Annotated in this window: 8 protein-coding genes and 2 pseudogenes; 4 read left to right on the top strand and 6 right to left on the bottom strand. The window is 74.2% G+C overall.

Annotated features, from left to right (window positions below):
- The first annotated feature begins 8 nt into the window (after positions 1-8).
- A pseudogene (locus tag ABEB13_RS11120) lies at positions 9-2173 on the top strand (3-hydroxyacyl-CoA dehydrogenase NAD-binding domain-containing protein).
- Positions 2174-2251: 78 nt separating this feature from the next.
- Here the strand turns inward: ABEB13_RS11120 and ABEB13_RS11115 are convergent.
- Both ABEB13_RS11115 and ABEB13_RS11110 read right to left on the bottom strand, forming a co-directional pair.
- Complete coding sequence (locus ABEB13_RS11115) at positions 2252-3205, bottom strand: serine protein kinase RIO (protein ID WP_345705377.1); 954 nt, start codon at positions 3203-3205, stop codon at positions 2252-2254.
- A gap of 317 nt (positions 3206-3522) precedes the next feature.
- Positions 3523-4239 (bottom strand): MerR family transcriptional regulator, encoded by a 717-nt coding sequence (locus ABEB13_RS11110; RefSeq protein ID WP_345705376.1) that lies wholly within the window; start codon positions 4237-4239, stop codon positions 3523-3525.
- 152 nt (positions 4240-4391) lie between these two features.
- Here ABEB13_RS11110 and ABEB13_RS11105 point away from each other — a divergent pair.
- A pseudogene (locus ABEB13_RS11105) lies at positions 4392-4864 on the top strand (PPOX class F420-dependent oxidoreductase).
- A gap of 10 nt (positions 4865-4874) precedes the next feature.
- Here the strand turns inward: ABEB13_RS11105 and ABEB13_RS11100 are convergent.
- From ABEB13_RS11100 to ABEB13_RS11085, 4 genes are all read right to left on the bottom strand, one after another.
- Positions 4875-5225, bottom strand: a complete 351-nt coding sequence (locus tag ABEB13_RS11100; protein WP_345709625.1) for a GntR family transcriptional regulator — start codon at positions 5223-5225, stop codon at positions 4875-4877.
- Between the two features lie 1101 nt (positions 5226-6326).
- Positions 6327-7352, bottom strand: a complete 1026-nt coding sequence (locus ABEB13_RS11095; RefSeq protein WP_345705375.1) for an isopenicillin N synthase family dioxygenase — start codon at positions 7350-7352, stop codon at positions 6327-6329.
- A gap of 290 nt (positions 7353-7642) precedes the next feature.
- A complete protein-coding gene (locus tag ABEB13_RS11090) occupies positions 7643-9238 on the bottom strand; it encodes an AMP-binding protein (protein ID WP_345705374.1) in 1596 nt (531 codons plus the stop codon).
- Positions 9239-9299: 61 nt separating this feature from the next.
- A complete protein-coding gene (locus tag ABEB13_RS11085; RefSeq protein ID WP_345705373.1) occupies positions 9300-9947 on the bottom strand; it encodes a TetR/AcrR family transcriptional regulator in 648 nt (215 codons plus the stop codon).
- A gap of 133 nt (positions 9948-10080) precedes the next feature.
- Here ABEB13_RS11085 and ABEB13_RS11080 point away from each other — a divergent pair, with 133 nt between their 5' ends.
- Both ABEB13_RS11080 and ABEB13_RS11075 read left to right on the top strand, forming a co-directional pair.
- On the top strand, positions 10081-12285 hold the full coding sequence (locus tag ABEB13_RS11080; RefSeq protein ID WP_345705372.1) for an MMPL family transporter: 2205 nt from the start codon (positions 10081-10083) through the stop codon (positions 12283-12285).
- 136 nt (positions 12286-12421) lie between these two features.
- Positions 12422-14470 (top strand): transglycosylase domain-containing protein, encoded by a 2049-nt coding sequence (locus ABEB13_RS11075; protein ID WP_345705371.1) that lies wholly within the window; start codon positions 12422-12424, stop codon positions 14468-14470.
- Positions 14471-14499: the final 29 nt, after the last annotated feature.

Below are 14499 nucleotides of genomic sequence, written 5' to 3'. Positions count from 1 at the left end.
ACCCTGCCATGACCGACGCAACCGCCATCCGCTGGGAGCAGGACCAGGACGGTGTGGTCACCCTCGTCCTCGACGACCCCGCGCAGTCCGTCAACACCATGAACGCCGCCTTCACCGCCTCCCTGGACGAGGTGGTGGCCCGCCTGGCGGCCACCGAGGGCCTGCGCGGCGTGATCGTCACCTCCGCCAAGAAGACCTTCTTCGCCGGCGGCGACCTGCACCTGCTCTCCTCCGTCGGGCCCGACCGGGCCGAGGAGACCTTCGAGCACGGCATGCGGATCAAGCGCGCCCTGCGGGCCCTGGAGACCCTCGGCCGGCCGGTGGTGGCCGCGATCAACGGCGCCGCGCTGGGCGGCGGCCTGGAGATCGCGCTCGCCTGTCACCACCGGATCGCCCTGCGGGCCCCCGGCTCGAAGATCGGCCTGCCCGAGGTGACCCTCGGCCTGCTGCCCGGCGGTGGCGGTGTCGTCCGCACCGTGCGGCTGCTCGGCATCACCGACGCCCTGCTGAAGGTGCTGCTGCAGGGGCAGCAGTACCGTCCGGCGCAGGCGCTGCAGCACGGCCTGGTCGACGAACTCGCCGACACTCCGGAGGAGTTGCTGACCAAGGCACGGGCGTTCATCGACGCCCACCCGGAGTCCGTGCAGCGCTGGGACGCCAAGGGCTACAAGATCCCCGGCGGCACCCCCGCCACCCCGGCGCTGGCCGCCAACCTGCCCGCCTTCCCGGCGAACCTGCGCAAGCAACTGGCCGGCGCGCCGTACCCCGCCCCGCGCAACATCCTGGCCGCCGCCGTGGAGAGCGCCCAGGTCGATGTCGACACCGCGATGGCGATCGAGGCCCGCTACTTCACCGAGCTGGTCACCGGGCAGACCGCCAAGAACATGATCCAGGCGTTCTTCTTCGACATGCAGGCCGTCAACTCCGGCGCCGGACGCCCGAAGGACGTCCCCGCCCGCCCGGTCGCCCGGGTCGCCGTGCTCGGCGCCGGGATGATGGGCGCGGGCATCGCGTACTCCTGTGCCCGGGCCGGCATCGAGGTGCTGCTCAAGGACGTCACGGTGGAGGCCGCCGAGCGCGGCAAGGCGTACTCGGCCGCTCTGCTGGACAAGGCGGTGGCCCGCGGCCGCAGCACCCCGGGGAGCGCGACGCGCTGCTCGCCCGGATCACGCCGACCGCGGACGCGGCCGACCTGGCCGGCTGCGACACCGTCATCGAGGCGGTCTTCGAGAACCCCGAGCTCAAGCACAAGGTGTTCCAGGAGGTGCAGGATGTCGTCGCCCCCGACGCGCTGCTCTGCTCCAACACCTCCACGCTGCCGATCGGACTGCTCGCCGAGGGCGTCTCGCGCCCCGCCGACTTCATCGGCCTGCACTTCTTCTCGCCGGTCGACAAGATGCCGCTGGTGGAGATCATCAAGGGCGAGCGGACCGGCGACGAGGCGCTGGCCCGCGCGTTCGACCTCGTCCGGCAGATCCGCAAGACCCCGATCGTGGTGAACGACTCGCGGGGCTTCTTCACCTCGCGGGTCATCGGACAGTTCATCAACGAGGGCGTGGCGATGGTCGGCGAGGGCCTCGACCCGGTCTCGGTGGAGCAGGCCGCCGCCCAGGCCGGGTACCCGGCCAAGGTGCTCTCGCTGATGGACGAGCTGACCCTCACCCTGCCGCGCAAGATCCGCAACGAGTCGCGGCGCGCGGTCGAGGAGGCCGGCGGCAGCTGGACGGCGCACCCGGCCGACACGGTGATCGACCGGCTCGTCGACGAGTTCGACCGCCCGGGCCGCAGCGGCGGCGCGGGCTTCTACGAGTACGAGGACGGGCGGCGGACCCGCCTGTGGCCGGGGCTGCGCGAGCACTTCACGCAGCCCGGCAAGGAGATCCCGTTCGAGGACATGAAGGAGCGGATGCTCTTCAGCGAGGCACTGGACTCCGTCCGCTGCCTGGAGGAGCAGGTGCTCACCTCCGTCGCCGACGCCAATGTCGGCTCCATCCTCGGTATCGGCTTCCCCGCCTGGACGGGCGGCGTCCTGCAGTACGTCAACGGCTACCCGGGCGGGCTGCCCGGCTTCACGGCCCGCGCCGAGGAGCTGGCCGCCGCCTACGGTGAGCGGTTCACCCCGCCCGCGCTGCTGCGGCGGATGGCCGCCGAGGGCCGCACCTTCGGCGACTGACCTCGTCCGTGCCGCCCCACCCCGCCCGCGCGGGGTTGGGCGGCACAGGTCCGCCGTGCGTCCCGCCCGGCGGGCGGGCTACCCCAGGCGCGCGTCGTGGGCGAGGGACTCGACGAGCTCGTCGACGCGCTGCTCGGGCAGCCCCCGGGAGGCGAACCAGGCGCCGACGTTGCGGACGTCCCGCTCCAGGAAGGAGCGCGCGCGGGGGTTGGCGACGAGGTCCACGATCTGCGGCACGTCGATGATCACCAGCCGCCCGGCGTGGACGAGGATGTTGTAGGCCGACAGGTCGCCGTGCGCGTAGCCGCCGAGCGCGAGCAGCGACAGGCTGCGTCCGAGCTGCTCCCACAGGTCGTCGATGTCGGCTTCCTCCGAGCGGAGTTGGGCCAGCCGGGGTGCGGCCGCGCCGCCCGCGTCGCCGACGAACTCCATCAGGATCTCGGTGCCCGTGATCTGCACCGGGTACGGGACGGCCACCCCGGCCGACCAGAGCCGGCACAGCGCGGCGAACTCGGCGGCCGCCCACTGCCCGGCGATCGCCTCCTTGCCGAACGCGGTGCGCTTGGCCATCGCCCGGCTGACCCGGGACTCCTTGTGCGCGCGGCCCTCCAGGTACCCGGAGTCGCGGTGGAACATCCGGTGCTGGGCGTCCCGGTAGCGCTTGGCGGCCATCAGGGTGCGCCGCCCGGTGCCCGGCACGCCGCGTTCCAGCAGGAAGACGTCGGCCTCCTTGCCGGTCTTCACGATGCCGAGCTCGGTGTCGACGGCCGCCAGCTCGGTCACCACCCAGGCGGGGCGCGGCTCGGGCCCCTTCTCGGTGGGGGTGGACCGGTCCCAGGTGGACCAGCGGTCGCCCTCGGCGGGGCCGTCCAGGGTGTCGGCGTCGTCGAGGGCGTCGGGCTGTCCGTCCGTGCCGGACGGGACGTACTCGGGCTCGAAGTCGTCGAACCGGTCGGACCTGCGGCCGCGACGGGATCCGCCCCTGGGGCGGATGCGGGAGAAGGAATCGCTGTCGGCAAAGCGCTCGCGCACTGCGGTGGCTCCTGAGGAGTGGCCCACCGGGCGGGCGTGACGACGCGCTGTCAGCCGGTGGGGAGAGGACGTACGAGGGAGGCGTATGGCGCGCACACGAAGGCGCGCCGCGTCACGGCGGCAACCATCCGGACACACCTCCTCGACGTCAGGTCCTCGCACGGCATCCGCGAGAACGTCAGTACCCTAGCCGCTCCCTCCCGCGGCGCAACCGAATATTCTGCGGGCCGGCCGACCGCCCCGGGGGTGTGGTGGTCGAGGGACGGCGTCGCGCCGGTGCCGAGAGCGGCGGCGGCGCCCGTCCGGGTGCCGGGGCGCTACTCGGTGCCGCCGGTCAGCTCCTCGGCCAGCGAGCGCTGAAAGGCCGTCACCAGCGCCTGCACCAGCAGGGGCTGGATCTGGTCGGTGAGCAGTTTCATCCGCTCCAGCTCGGCCGGTTCGGGACCGCTCTCCCGGTACGGCTTCCAGACGGTGTCCCGGAACAGCCGGTGCAGGTCGTGCGCGGTCGCCCGGCTGTGCAGGCGGACGACGGCGCGGGCGGCCAGCAGGGTCTCCAGCGGGATCGGGACGTCCAGCACCCGGACGCCGAGCGGCAGCAGACCGGGGTCGATCTTGAAGACGTCCGGGTCCTCCGTGCGGTGCAGGGCGCCCATGGCGGCCAGTCGGTCCACGTCGGCGTCGGAGAGGGTGCGGCCGGCCCGCCGCGAGAGCTGGGCGCGGTCGGCCTCCTCGGCGGCCTCCGGCGTCCACGACGCGACCAGGGCACGGTGGATGGCGAGGTCGAGCGACCCGATGTCGTCCGGGAGCTGGGCCAGGTACCGCTCGATGGCGGCCAGTGTCAGGCCCTGCCGCTGGAGCTCCTCGATCAGCTCCAGCCGGCCCAGGTGCTCCGGCCCGTACCGGCCCACCCGGCGCGGCCCGAGCTCGGGTGGCGGGAGCAGCCCCTTGGCCGCGTAGAAGCGCAGGGTGCGGACGGTGACCCCGGCGCGCGCCGCCAGCTCGTCGACGGTCAGCTGCGGCGTGCTCGCTGTCATCCCCTGCCCTCCTGTGCCCCGCGCCCCGCCGGGTGCGGCAGTCCTGCTGTGACAGCAGCAGTGTGACAGTGCCCGCCGCCCGTGGTCCACCCGCGGCGGGCGGTCCGGCGCCGCCCGGACGCCCGGGGCCGATCCGCACTAGGCTCGGCGCCATGAGTCCTTCGATCGCCACCAACACCCGGGTGCAGCTGGCCGAGCTGCTGGACTTCGTCCGCCCCCGGCACCGTGCCCTGCTGCTGACCCGGCGGGCCGACGGCACCCCGCAGGCCTCGCCGCTCACCTGCGGGGTGGACGACGCGGGGCGGATCGTGATGTCGACCTACCCGGAACGGGCCAAGACCCGCAACGCGAAGCGGGATCCCTCGGTGAGCGTGGTGGTGCTCTCCGACGAGTGGAACGGGCCGTGGGTGCAGGTGGACGGCGAGGCGGAGGTCGTCGACGTCCCGGAGTCGGTCGGGCCGCTGGTCGAGTACTACCGGAACATCGCCGGCGAGCACCCGGACTGGGACGAGTACCGGGCCGCGATGCTCCGGCAGGGCAAGTCGCTGATCCGGATCACCCCGCGCCGCTGGGGTCCGATCGCCACCGGAGGCTTCCTGCCCGCCTCGTCCAGGACGAGGCCTGAGCTCCCGCCGTCAGAGCGCGGCGCGGACGAGGTCGAGGATCTCCGGGTCCGACAGGCCGAGTGCGCGGGCCTCGGCGACCAGGCCGACGGCGCTCTCCCGCAGCCGGGTGCGGTCGGGGGAGGCGCCGGCCGCGACCACGGCGCCGCGGCCCCGGCGGAGTTCGATCAGGCCCTCGTCCCGGAGCAGCTGGTAGCCGCGCAGCACGGTGTGCATGTTGACGTCGAGCGAGTCGGCGAGCGCCCGGGCGGAGGGCAGGCGTTCGCCCGGGCGGACGCTCCCGTCGGCGAGGGCGCCGCGGACCGCGCCGGCGATCTGCTCGGCCAGGGGGAGCGGCGAGGCGGGGTTGACCCGGAAGAGCACGTGGGCGTCCTACCGTGAGCGCTGGAGGAGGGCGGTGAGCAGGCCCGCGGCGGTGGCCGCGTCGGCGACCGTCACCACGAACTCCGAGCCGTCGGTGAGGCGCAGGGCGAGTGCCTCCCCGGAACGCATCACTATGCCACTGGTGCCTGGCCGCAGTCGGTGGCCCCAGCCGCCGAACTCCGCGCGGGCCCGGACCTGCCGGGTGCCGGCGGCGGCGATCCGCTCCAGCGGGATGTGCAGGTGCGGACGGCGCAGCAGGGGCGGGCCGACCGTCAGGCCGTGCCGGTCGACGGTGACCCGGATCCGGGCGCCCGCGGCGACCAGCAGCCCGGCCGCCGCGATCGGGGCCGCGCCCGCCGGGCTGCCGGCCGCCCAGACGATCGCGGCGAGGGCGAGCAGCGCGGGCCCGGCGGTGCGCAGGGCGGGGAGCCGGCCGTACGGCTCCAGGCGCCGCGGTCGCCGGTGCCGAGGTCGAGCGGTTCCGCGGGGCGGACCGGCGCGGGGGTGCGGGGGCCGGTGGCCGAAGCGCCGGGGAGCGGCCCGCGAGCAGCAGTCCGAGGGCGCCGGCCGCCGCTGCCGCGGCCAGGGCGAGGGCGGCCGCCCCGCCGGGGAAGGACACCCGGTCGGCGGTGCCGGCGTCGGCGTTGGCGGCCAGCAGGGCGGTGAACAGCCCGCCGAGCAGGGCGGCGGCCGCGTATCCGGCCGCGAGCGCGCCGCGCAGCATCGGCCCGTCGGCGCGGTGGGCGAAGGCGACGGACACCACGCCGACCAGGGCCTGGAGGGCCAGCGCGAGAAGCAGGAAGCGCAGCGGGGCCATGGTGCCGTCGGTGCGGCTGCCGGAGAAGTGTGCGGCCATCGGGTCGGGCAGCCGGCCGTGCAGACCCAGGTAGGTCAGGGCGACGGTGCCGGCGGCGAGCAGGTGGGGCGGTAACGCGAGGGTGCGGCGGCGCGGGGTGCGCGGTGCCGGCTGGTCCATGGGGATGCTCCAGTTGTTTGCATGATGCTAGAACAATGCAAGCATTGAAGGCGCGCGGACGCAACAGTGCGGCCGCTCCCCGGGGAGCGGCCGCACCGTCGTGGTCGGGCCGGATCGGCGCCGGGTCAGGCCGCGGTGAGCGGCAGCAGGTCGGCGTGGTGCCGCCGGGTCACCCCGGGGTGGGCCCGCAGGTAGCCCTTGAGTTCGTTGCGGCCGAACTCGGCGTACAGCGGGTTCGCCGGGTCCTGGGTGGCGCCGGGCGCGTGGTGGGCCTGCGGGAAGTCGAGCGGTTCGATGTGGGCGTCGAGGCGCGGGTTGTAGAAGAACGGCACGGAGAACCGTTCGCGCGCCCCGGGCGGGCTGACCACCCGGTGGCTGGTGGCCTTCAGGTAGCCGTCGGTGGCGACCTCCAGCAGTTCGCCGAGGTTCACCACGAACGCGCCCTCCATCGGCGGCACGGCCAGGAAGGTGCCGTCCGGGCGCTCCACCTCCAGCCCGCCGACGGTGTCCTGGAGCAGCAGCGTGATGAAGCCGTAGTCCTTGTGGGAGCCGACCCCCTGGGCCGCGCCGTCGGGCGCGGTGCCGGGGTAGCGCACCAGCTTGAGCCGCAGGTGGGGGTGGCCGGCGAAGGCGTCGTCGTAGAAGTCCGGGCGGGCGCCGATCGCGGCGAGCAGTTCGTGCAGCAGCCGCCGTCCGACGCCGCCGAGCCGGTCGATCCAGTGCAGCGCGGCCTCCCGCAGTTCGGGCAGGGCGGCCGGCCACTGGTTGGGGCCCTCCAGCCACCAGTACGGGGGTTCGCCGCGGGCGGGCACGTGCGGGGGCAGTTCGGCGCCGATGTCGAGCTGGTCGCGCCAGTCGCGGTTGCCGCCGGTGCGTTCGTCGCCGGTGCGGGTGTAGCCGCGGAAGTGCGGGGAGTTGAGGTTGCTCACGGCCAGCCGGTCGGCCTCCGGCAGGGCGAAGAACGCCCGCATGGCTCCGGTGAGGGCGGCCGTCTCGGCGGGGGTCACGTCGTGTCCGACGAGCTGGAAGAAGCCGACGCCGGTGGCGGCCGACCGCAGCGCGGTGTGCAGCCGGGTGCGGCCCCGGGGGCCGTCGTCGGCGAGCGAGAGGTCGATCACGGGGAGACCGGTGGGGTGGGACTGCTGCGTCATGGGTGACATCACCTGGGGTGTCGATGCCCGGCGGGGCCCGGCGATGGCCGGGGGCGCTGCCGCTGCCGCACCGGGTGTGTCGGGTGCAGCGGGGCCGGGACGGGTGTGTGCCCTGAGGGCGGAGGCGGAGCGGGATCAGCCGGAGCGTCGACAGGACATGCTCGTGACGCGGAGCAGGTCCACGTGGCGACGGCTGACGAGAAGGAGCACGTCACCAGGGTAACGGACGGCGACCGGCGGTGGCCGGGCGCGCAGCCCGGCGGGTAACCGGCCCGGTCCGGTCCGGCGGCTCATCCCTGCAGGGCCCGGGCCGCCCGTTCGCGCAGTTCGTTCTTTCTGACCTTGCCGCTCACCGTCATCGGGAAGCCGTCGACCACGTGCACGTGGCGGGGCGTCTTGAAGTGCGCGAGGCGGCCGCGGCAGAAGTCCGCGACCTCCGCCGTCCCGAGCGTGCCGGACGGGTCGCTCAGCACCACGAAGGCGCACACCTCCTCGCCGTACCGCTCGTCGGGCACGCCGACGACCTGGACGTCGGCGATGGCCGGGTGGGTGTGCAGGAACTCCTCGATCTCGCGCGGGTACACGTTCTCCCCGCCGCGGATGATCATGTCCTTGATCCGGCCGACGATCGCCAGGTAGCCGTCCTCCTGCATGACCGCGAGGTCCCCGGTGTGCATCCAGCCGTCCGGGTCGACCGCCTCGGCGGTGCGCTCGGGGTCGTTCCAGTAGCCGAGCATCACCGAGTAGCCGCGGGTGCACAGCTCGCCGGGCAGGCCGCGGTCCACCGTCCGCCCGGTGGCCGGATCGACCACCTTCACCTCCAGGTGCGGCAGCACCCGGCCGACCGTGCCGGTGCGGTGCTCCAGGTCGTCGTCGCGGCGGGTCTGGGTGGAGACCGGTGAGGTCTCGGTCATCCCGTACGCGATGGCCACCTCGGCCATGTGCATCTCGGTCTGGACGCGCTTCATCACCTCCACCGGGCAGGGCGAGCCGGCCATGATGCCGGTGCGCAGCGAGGTGAGGTCGTACCCGGCGAAGCCGTCGAGGCCGAGTTCGGCGATGAACATCGTCGGCACGCCGTACAGCGAGGTGGCGCGTTCGGCCTGGACGGCGTGCAGGGTGGCGGCCGGGTCGAAGCCCTGCCCGGGGATGATCACGCAGGCGCCGTGGCTGAGCGCGGCGAGATTGCCCATCACCATGCCGAAGCAGTGGTAGAAGGGCACCGGCAGGCAGATCCGGTCGTGCTCGGTGTAGCCGACCAGCTCGCCCACCCAGAAGCCGTTGTTGAGGATGTTGCGGTGCGAGAGGGTGGCGCCCTTGGGGAAGCCGGTGGTGCCCGAGGTGTACTGGATGTTGATCGGGTCGTCCGGGGCCAGGTCGGCGGGGAACTCCCCGTCGCCGTCCAGGCCTTCCCACTGCGGGTCGCCGATCCAGAGCGTCTCGCGCAGCCCCGGGCACTGCTCGCGGACCTCCGCCACCATCGCGCGGTAGTCGCTGGTGCGGTGGGCGGGCTGGGCGACCAGCAGGCAGACCCCGGACTGGTTGAGCGCGTAGGCGAGTTCGTGCGTCCGGTAGGCGGGGTTGATGTTCACCAGGATCGCGCCGAGCCGCGCGGTGGCGTACTGCACCAGCACCCACTCGGGGCAGTTGAGCGCCCAGATGCCGACCCGGTCGCCGCGGCCGACCCCGCGCGCCTGCAGCCCGCGGGCCACCCGGTCGACGTCGCGGCCGAGTTCGGCGTACGTCCAGCGGCGGCCGCTCGGCACGTCGACCAGGGCCTCGCGGTCCGGGAAGGCGGCGACCGCCTCGTCCAGACACCGACCGATCGTCCCGGTCAGCAGTGGGACATCGGTGCGGCCGTGCGCGTGGGACGCCTGAGCGGTCACCGTTGACCTCCGGGGCTGGGCTGCTCTGCCGGGACAAGGCTTGCCACCGGGCGGCCTTTCGTCAAGGGCATCCGGTGCGATTCGGATGGTCCGGGCCGGCCGCGGCGGCGAGCAGGGCGTGCACGGTGAGCGCCATCGTCCGGCGGGCGTCCTCGGGGGCCAGGCCGCGGTTGCGCCAGTGGTGCCAGGCGCCCCAGGTGGTGGCGGCGTCCAGGGCGTTGAGGAGGTCGGTACGGCGGTCCGCGGGCAGCGGGTCGAGCTCGACGGCGAAGACGTCGGCCAGCCGCTGCCGGGCGAAGTCGGTGACCTGGCGGACGGCCTGCCGGACCTTCTCGGAGGGGCTGTCCAGCCGCAGGACGGCGAGCCGCGCCGGGGTGATCCACTCCAGGATCCGGGCGCGCTGCTCGGTGAGGGCGGTGACCCGGGTGTCGCGGGGGCCGTCGGTGGGCAGCGGGCCGATCCGGCCGGCCAGGTCGTCCAGCCGGCGGGCGATCGCGGTGTCCACCAGCTGTGCCATGTCCTCGAAGTGGTGGAAGACCAGGCGCCGGGAGACGCCGGCCCGTTCGGCGACCCGGTCGGCGGGGAAGCTCGCCTCGCCGTCGTCGAGCAGCGAGAGCAGCGCGTCGGCGATCTTCTCCCGGGTCTGCCGTCCGCGCTCGGTGCGGCCGTCCACGGCCCGGCCCGCCGCGCCCGCTGCCGGTGTGTCCACCTGCGCACCCCTTCGTCGCCCGTCGATTGACATTGTTGCACTTCGAATGCAACGGTAAAGCTGCACGGGGAGTGCAATGAGTTGGGGTGGGGCGGCCGCGACCGCAACCGCCGTACGGAAGGACGACCGGCCGATGTTCACCACCCTGGGGCGCTGGTGCGCCCGTCGGCCCCGGCGCACCGTCGCCGCCTGGCTGCTGCTGCTCACCGCGGCCCTCGCCGCCGTCGGGGCGCTCGGGAAGGTGACCAGCGAATCGGTCTCCATCCCCGGCAGCGACAGTCAGGCGGCCCGTGACCTCGGCGCCGTGTTCCACGACAGCCCCTCCGGCCGGCAGCCCGTCCTCCTGCACACCGCCGCCGGTGCGGCCGCCCTCACCGCCCCCGACGTCCGGGCCGCGGTCGAGCGGGCCGCGCAGGCCGTCGCCCGGGTCGACCACGTGGTCGCCGTCACCACCCCCTACGACCCGGCGGGCCGCTCCGCCCTGAGCGCCGATGGGCACACCGGCTACCTCGCGGTCGAACTCGACGTCACGGCCCGGGACATCACCGCGGAGATCACCCGGGCCGTCACGGCCGCCGCGGCCCCCGCCGGCGCCGCCGGGGTGGAGGTCACCCCCGGCGGGGCGCTGGCCGCCGCCGTCGACAAGGGCTCGACCGGCCGCAGCGAGGCCGTCGGGCTCGTCGCCGCCCTGGTCGTCCTCACCGTCACCTTCGGCAGCCTGGTCGCGGCCGGCCTGCCGCTGCTGTTCGGCGCGCTCGGCCTCGGCATCGCCCTGCCGGCGATCGGCCTGCTGGGGCACGTGGTCGACATGCCGTCCTCCGGCGCCACCATCGCCGCCATGATCGGGCTCGGCGTGGGCATCGACTACACGCTGTTCTGCCTCACCCGCTTCCGCGAACTGCGCGCCGCGGGGGTGGGCGTCGAGGACGCCGCGGTGCGGACCATGGCCGGCTCGGGCAAGGCCGTCGCCTTCGCCGGCAGCGCGGTCGTCGCCGCCCTGGCCGGCCTCGCCCTGGGCGGGCTGCCCCTGCTGTACGCGCTGGCGATCGCTCCCGGGATCGCCGTCCTCGTCGCCATGGCGGCCGCGCTCACCCTGCTGCCCGCCGTGCTGGCCCTGCTCGGGCGCCGGCTCACCCCGAAGGCCGCTCCCGCCCCGGCCGCGGGCCCGCGCGGCTGGGGCCGGGTCGCCGCGTACGTCGCGGCCCGGCCCTGGCGCTGCCTGGCCGGCGGACTCGCCCTGCTCGGCGTCCTCGCCGCGCCGGCCGCCGGCCTGACCTTCGGCCAGCTGGACGCCGGCTCCGACCGGACGGGCTCGGCGAGCCGCACCGCCTACGACCGGATGGCCGCCGCCTTCGGCCCCGGCGCCAACGGGACGCTCCAGGTCCTCGACGTGCTGCGCACCCCGGCGGCCGGCCCCTCCGACGGCCGGCTGACCGCGCTGACGGCGGCCCTGCGCGCCACCCCCGGGGTGGCCGCCGTCGGCCCCGTCCAGGTGAGCGCCGACGGCCGGTACGCCCGCTGGCAGATCACCCCCGCCACCGCGCCCGCCGACCCGGCCACCGTCGCCCTGGTGCACCGGCTGCGGACGGACACCCTGCCCGCTGCCGCCGCCGACGGCGGGACGGCCCACGTGGGCGGCGCCCCGGCCGCGCAGGCCGACCTCAACGACCGGCTCGCCCGGCGGATGCCGCTGGTGGTGGGCTTCGTGCTGGTCGTCGCCGGGCTGCTCCTGCTGCTGGCCTTCCGCTCCCCGGTCGTCGCGGCGAAGGCCGCGCTGATGAACCTGCTCTCGGTGGCCGCCGCCTACGGCGTGCTCACCGCGGTGTTCCAACGCGGCCACGGCGCACGGCTCATCGGCCTGGAGGGCGCGGTGGCGATCCCCGGGTACGTGCCGCTGCTGCTGTTCGCGGTGCTGTTCGGCCTGTCGATGGACTACGAGGTCTTCCTGCTCACCGCCGTGCGCACCGCCTTCCTGCGCGGCGGCGACAACCGGCGCGCGGTGGTCGCCGGCCTGGCGGGGACGGGACGGATCATCACCTCGGCGGCCCTGATCATGGTGAGCGTCTTCCTCGGGTACGTGCTGTCGGACGATCCCGTGGTGAAGATGTTCGGCGTCGGCCTCGCCGTCGCGGTCGCCCTGGACGCCACCGTCGTCCGCGGCGTGCTCGTGCCCGCGAGCATGGTGCTGCTCGGCCGCGCCAACTGGTGGCTGCCCGGATGGCTGGACCGGCTGCTGCCGCACGTGGACATCGAGGGCGACGGCCACGACGGCACCCCGGAGGAGCCGCCCGGCACGGCCGTCGCCGGCGCCCTTCCGGCCGCGGCCGACGCGCTCTGAGATCACGCTCTCCCGCCTGCCGGGCGCCGGCCCCGCACCCGGTGTGCCGTCAGGGCCCGTCCTGTCACGGAGTTGTGACGAATGCGGGAAGAAAATCGGATCCTTGGTGGACGATCGGCCGCATAGGCTTGTCCCCATGGCACCCCACAACTCCAGAGGTCTTTGGAAGAAGGCGCTGCTCGGCGCCCGGCTCCTGGGCGCGAGCGCGCTCGGCGGCGTCCTCGTCGCAGGCCTCGCCCTCCCCGCGGTGGGGGCCGCGGGGCTGGGCGCACGTTCGGCAGTGGACGACTTCGACAACCTGCCGGACGACTTCGTGACCCCTGCGCTGTCGCAGGCCTCCACCGTCCTCGACGCCGACGGCGGCACGATCGCCACCATCTACAGCCGGGACCGCACGGTGGTGGCCTCCGACAAGATAGCCCCGGTGATGAAGACCGCCCTGGTGGACATCGAGGACAGCCGCTTCTACCAGCACGGCGCCGTCGACCTCAAGGGCATACTGCGGGCCCTGAACTCCAACGCGGCCAACGGCGGCACCTCGCAGGGCGCGTCCACCCTGGCCCAGCAGTACGTGAAGAACGTCTTCGTCGACCAGGCCGGCGACGACCCGCAGAAGGTGCTGGAGGCCCAGCGGCAGACCGTCGACCGCAAGATCCGCGAACTGAAGTACGCGATCAAGGTCGAGGAGTCGCTCACCAAGGACCAGATCCTCACCAACTACCTCAACATCACCTTCTTCGGCGAGAAGGCGTACGGCGTGGAGGCCGCCGCGCAGCGCTACTTCAGCGTCTCCGCGAAGGACCTGACCCTCCCGCAGGCCGCCCTGCTGGCCGGCCTCGTCCAGTCGCCGTCCGCCTACGACCCCACCGTCAAGGCCGACCTGGCGAAGGAGCGGCGCGACACCGTGCTGCGCAGGATGGCGGAGCTGGGGCACATCACGCCCGCCCAGGAGCAGCAGGCGATCGCCGCCCCGCTCGGCCTCAACGTGACCCGGCCCCACCAGGGCTGCATCACCGCCGGGACGGGCGAGGGCTTCTTCTGCGACTACGTCCAGAAGGTGGTGCTCACCGACCCGGCCTTCGGGAAGACCGCGGCCGACCGCACGGCGCTGTGGAACCGCGGCGGCCTGCAGATCCGCACCACGCTCGACCCGAAGACGCAGAAGTCGGTGCAGGACGCCGTCACCTCGCACGCGTACCCGTCCGAGAAGCCCGCCGCGGCGATGACCGTGGTGCAGCCGGGCACCGGCAAGATCCTCGGCATGGCGCAGAGCCGCACCTACGGCCTGGGCCAGGGCCAGACCCAGATCAACCTGAACGTCCCGAAGCGGATGGGCGGCGGCCTGGGCTTCCCGACCGGCTCGACCTTCAAGCCGATCGTGGCCGCCGCCGCGCTGGAGAACGGCATCCCCGTCACCCAGAGCTACACCTCGGACTACAGCATCCCGTGGCCGGCGATGAAGGACTGCTCGGGCGGCCGGTTCCCGGAGAACGGCGAGGTGCACAACGACAGCACCAAGCTGGTCGGCAGCTTCGCGATGCCGGAGGCGATGGCGAAGTCGGTCAACACCTACTTCGCCCGGCTGGAGGCCGACGCCGGTCTGTGCAACGTGGCGAAGCTGGCGGCCTCGCTCGGGATCACCCAGCAGGCCGGCGGCGAGAAGCTCAGCGTGGTGCCCTCGATGACGCTCGGCAGCAACGACCTGACGCCGCTGGAGATGGCCTCGGCCTACGCCGCGTTCGCCGCGCACGGCACGTACTGCACGCCGACGGCGATCACCGCGGTGATCGGCCCGGACGGCAAGGGCCTGACGGTGCCGAAGCAGAGCTGCGCCGACGTGATGTCACCGACCACCGCCGACACCGTCACCGCGATGCTCCGGGGCGTCGTCGAGGACGGCACCGGTACCACCGCCGGGCTGGACGACCGCGACAGCGCGGGCAAGACCGGTACCACCAACGAGGGCCGGCAGGCCTGGTTCGTCGGCTACACGCCCGAGGTCGCCGGGGCCACCGTGGTCAGCGACACCCTGGCGCCCGCGCCGCTGGAGGGCCAGCGGATGGGCGGCCGGCGCATCGACCAGGCCTTCGGCGCCACGCTGGCCGGGCCGATCTGGCGGGACGCCGTCGAGGGCGCCCTGGACGGTGTCCCGGCCGGTGACTTCACCGCCGTGCACCTGCCGTAGCCTGCCCCGCCGCCCGCCCCGCACCCGCC

The organism is Kitasatospora paranensis (assembly GCF_039544005.1).
GTDB classification, from domain to species: domain Bacteria; phylum Actinomycetota; class Actinomycetes; order Streptomycetales; family Streptomycetaceae; genus Kitasatospora; species Kitasatospora paranensis.
The sequence above is the reverse complement of the archived record's forward strand: the minus strand, read 5'-3'. Positions and strand labels throughout refer to the sequence as shown.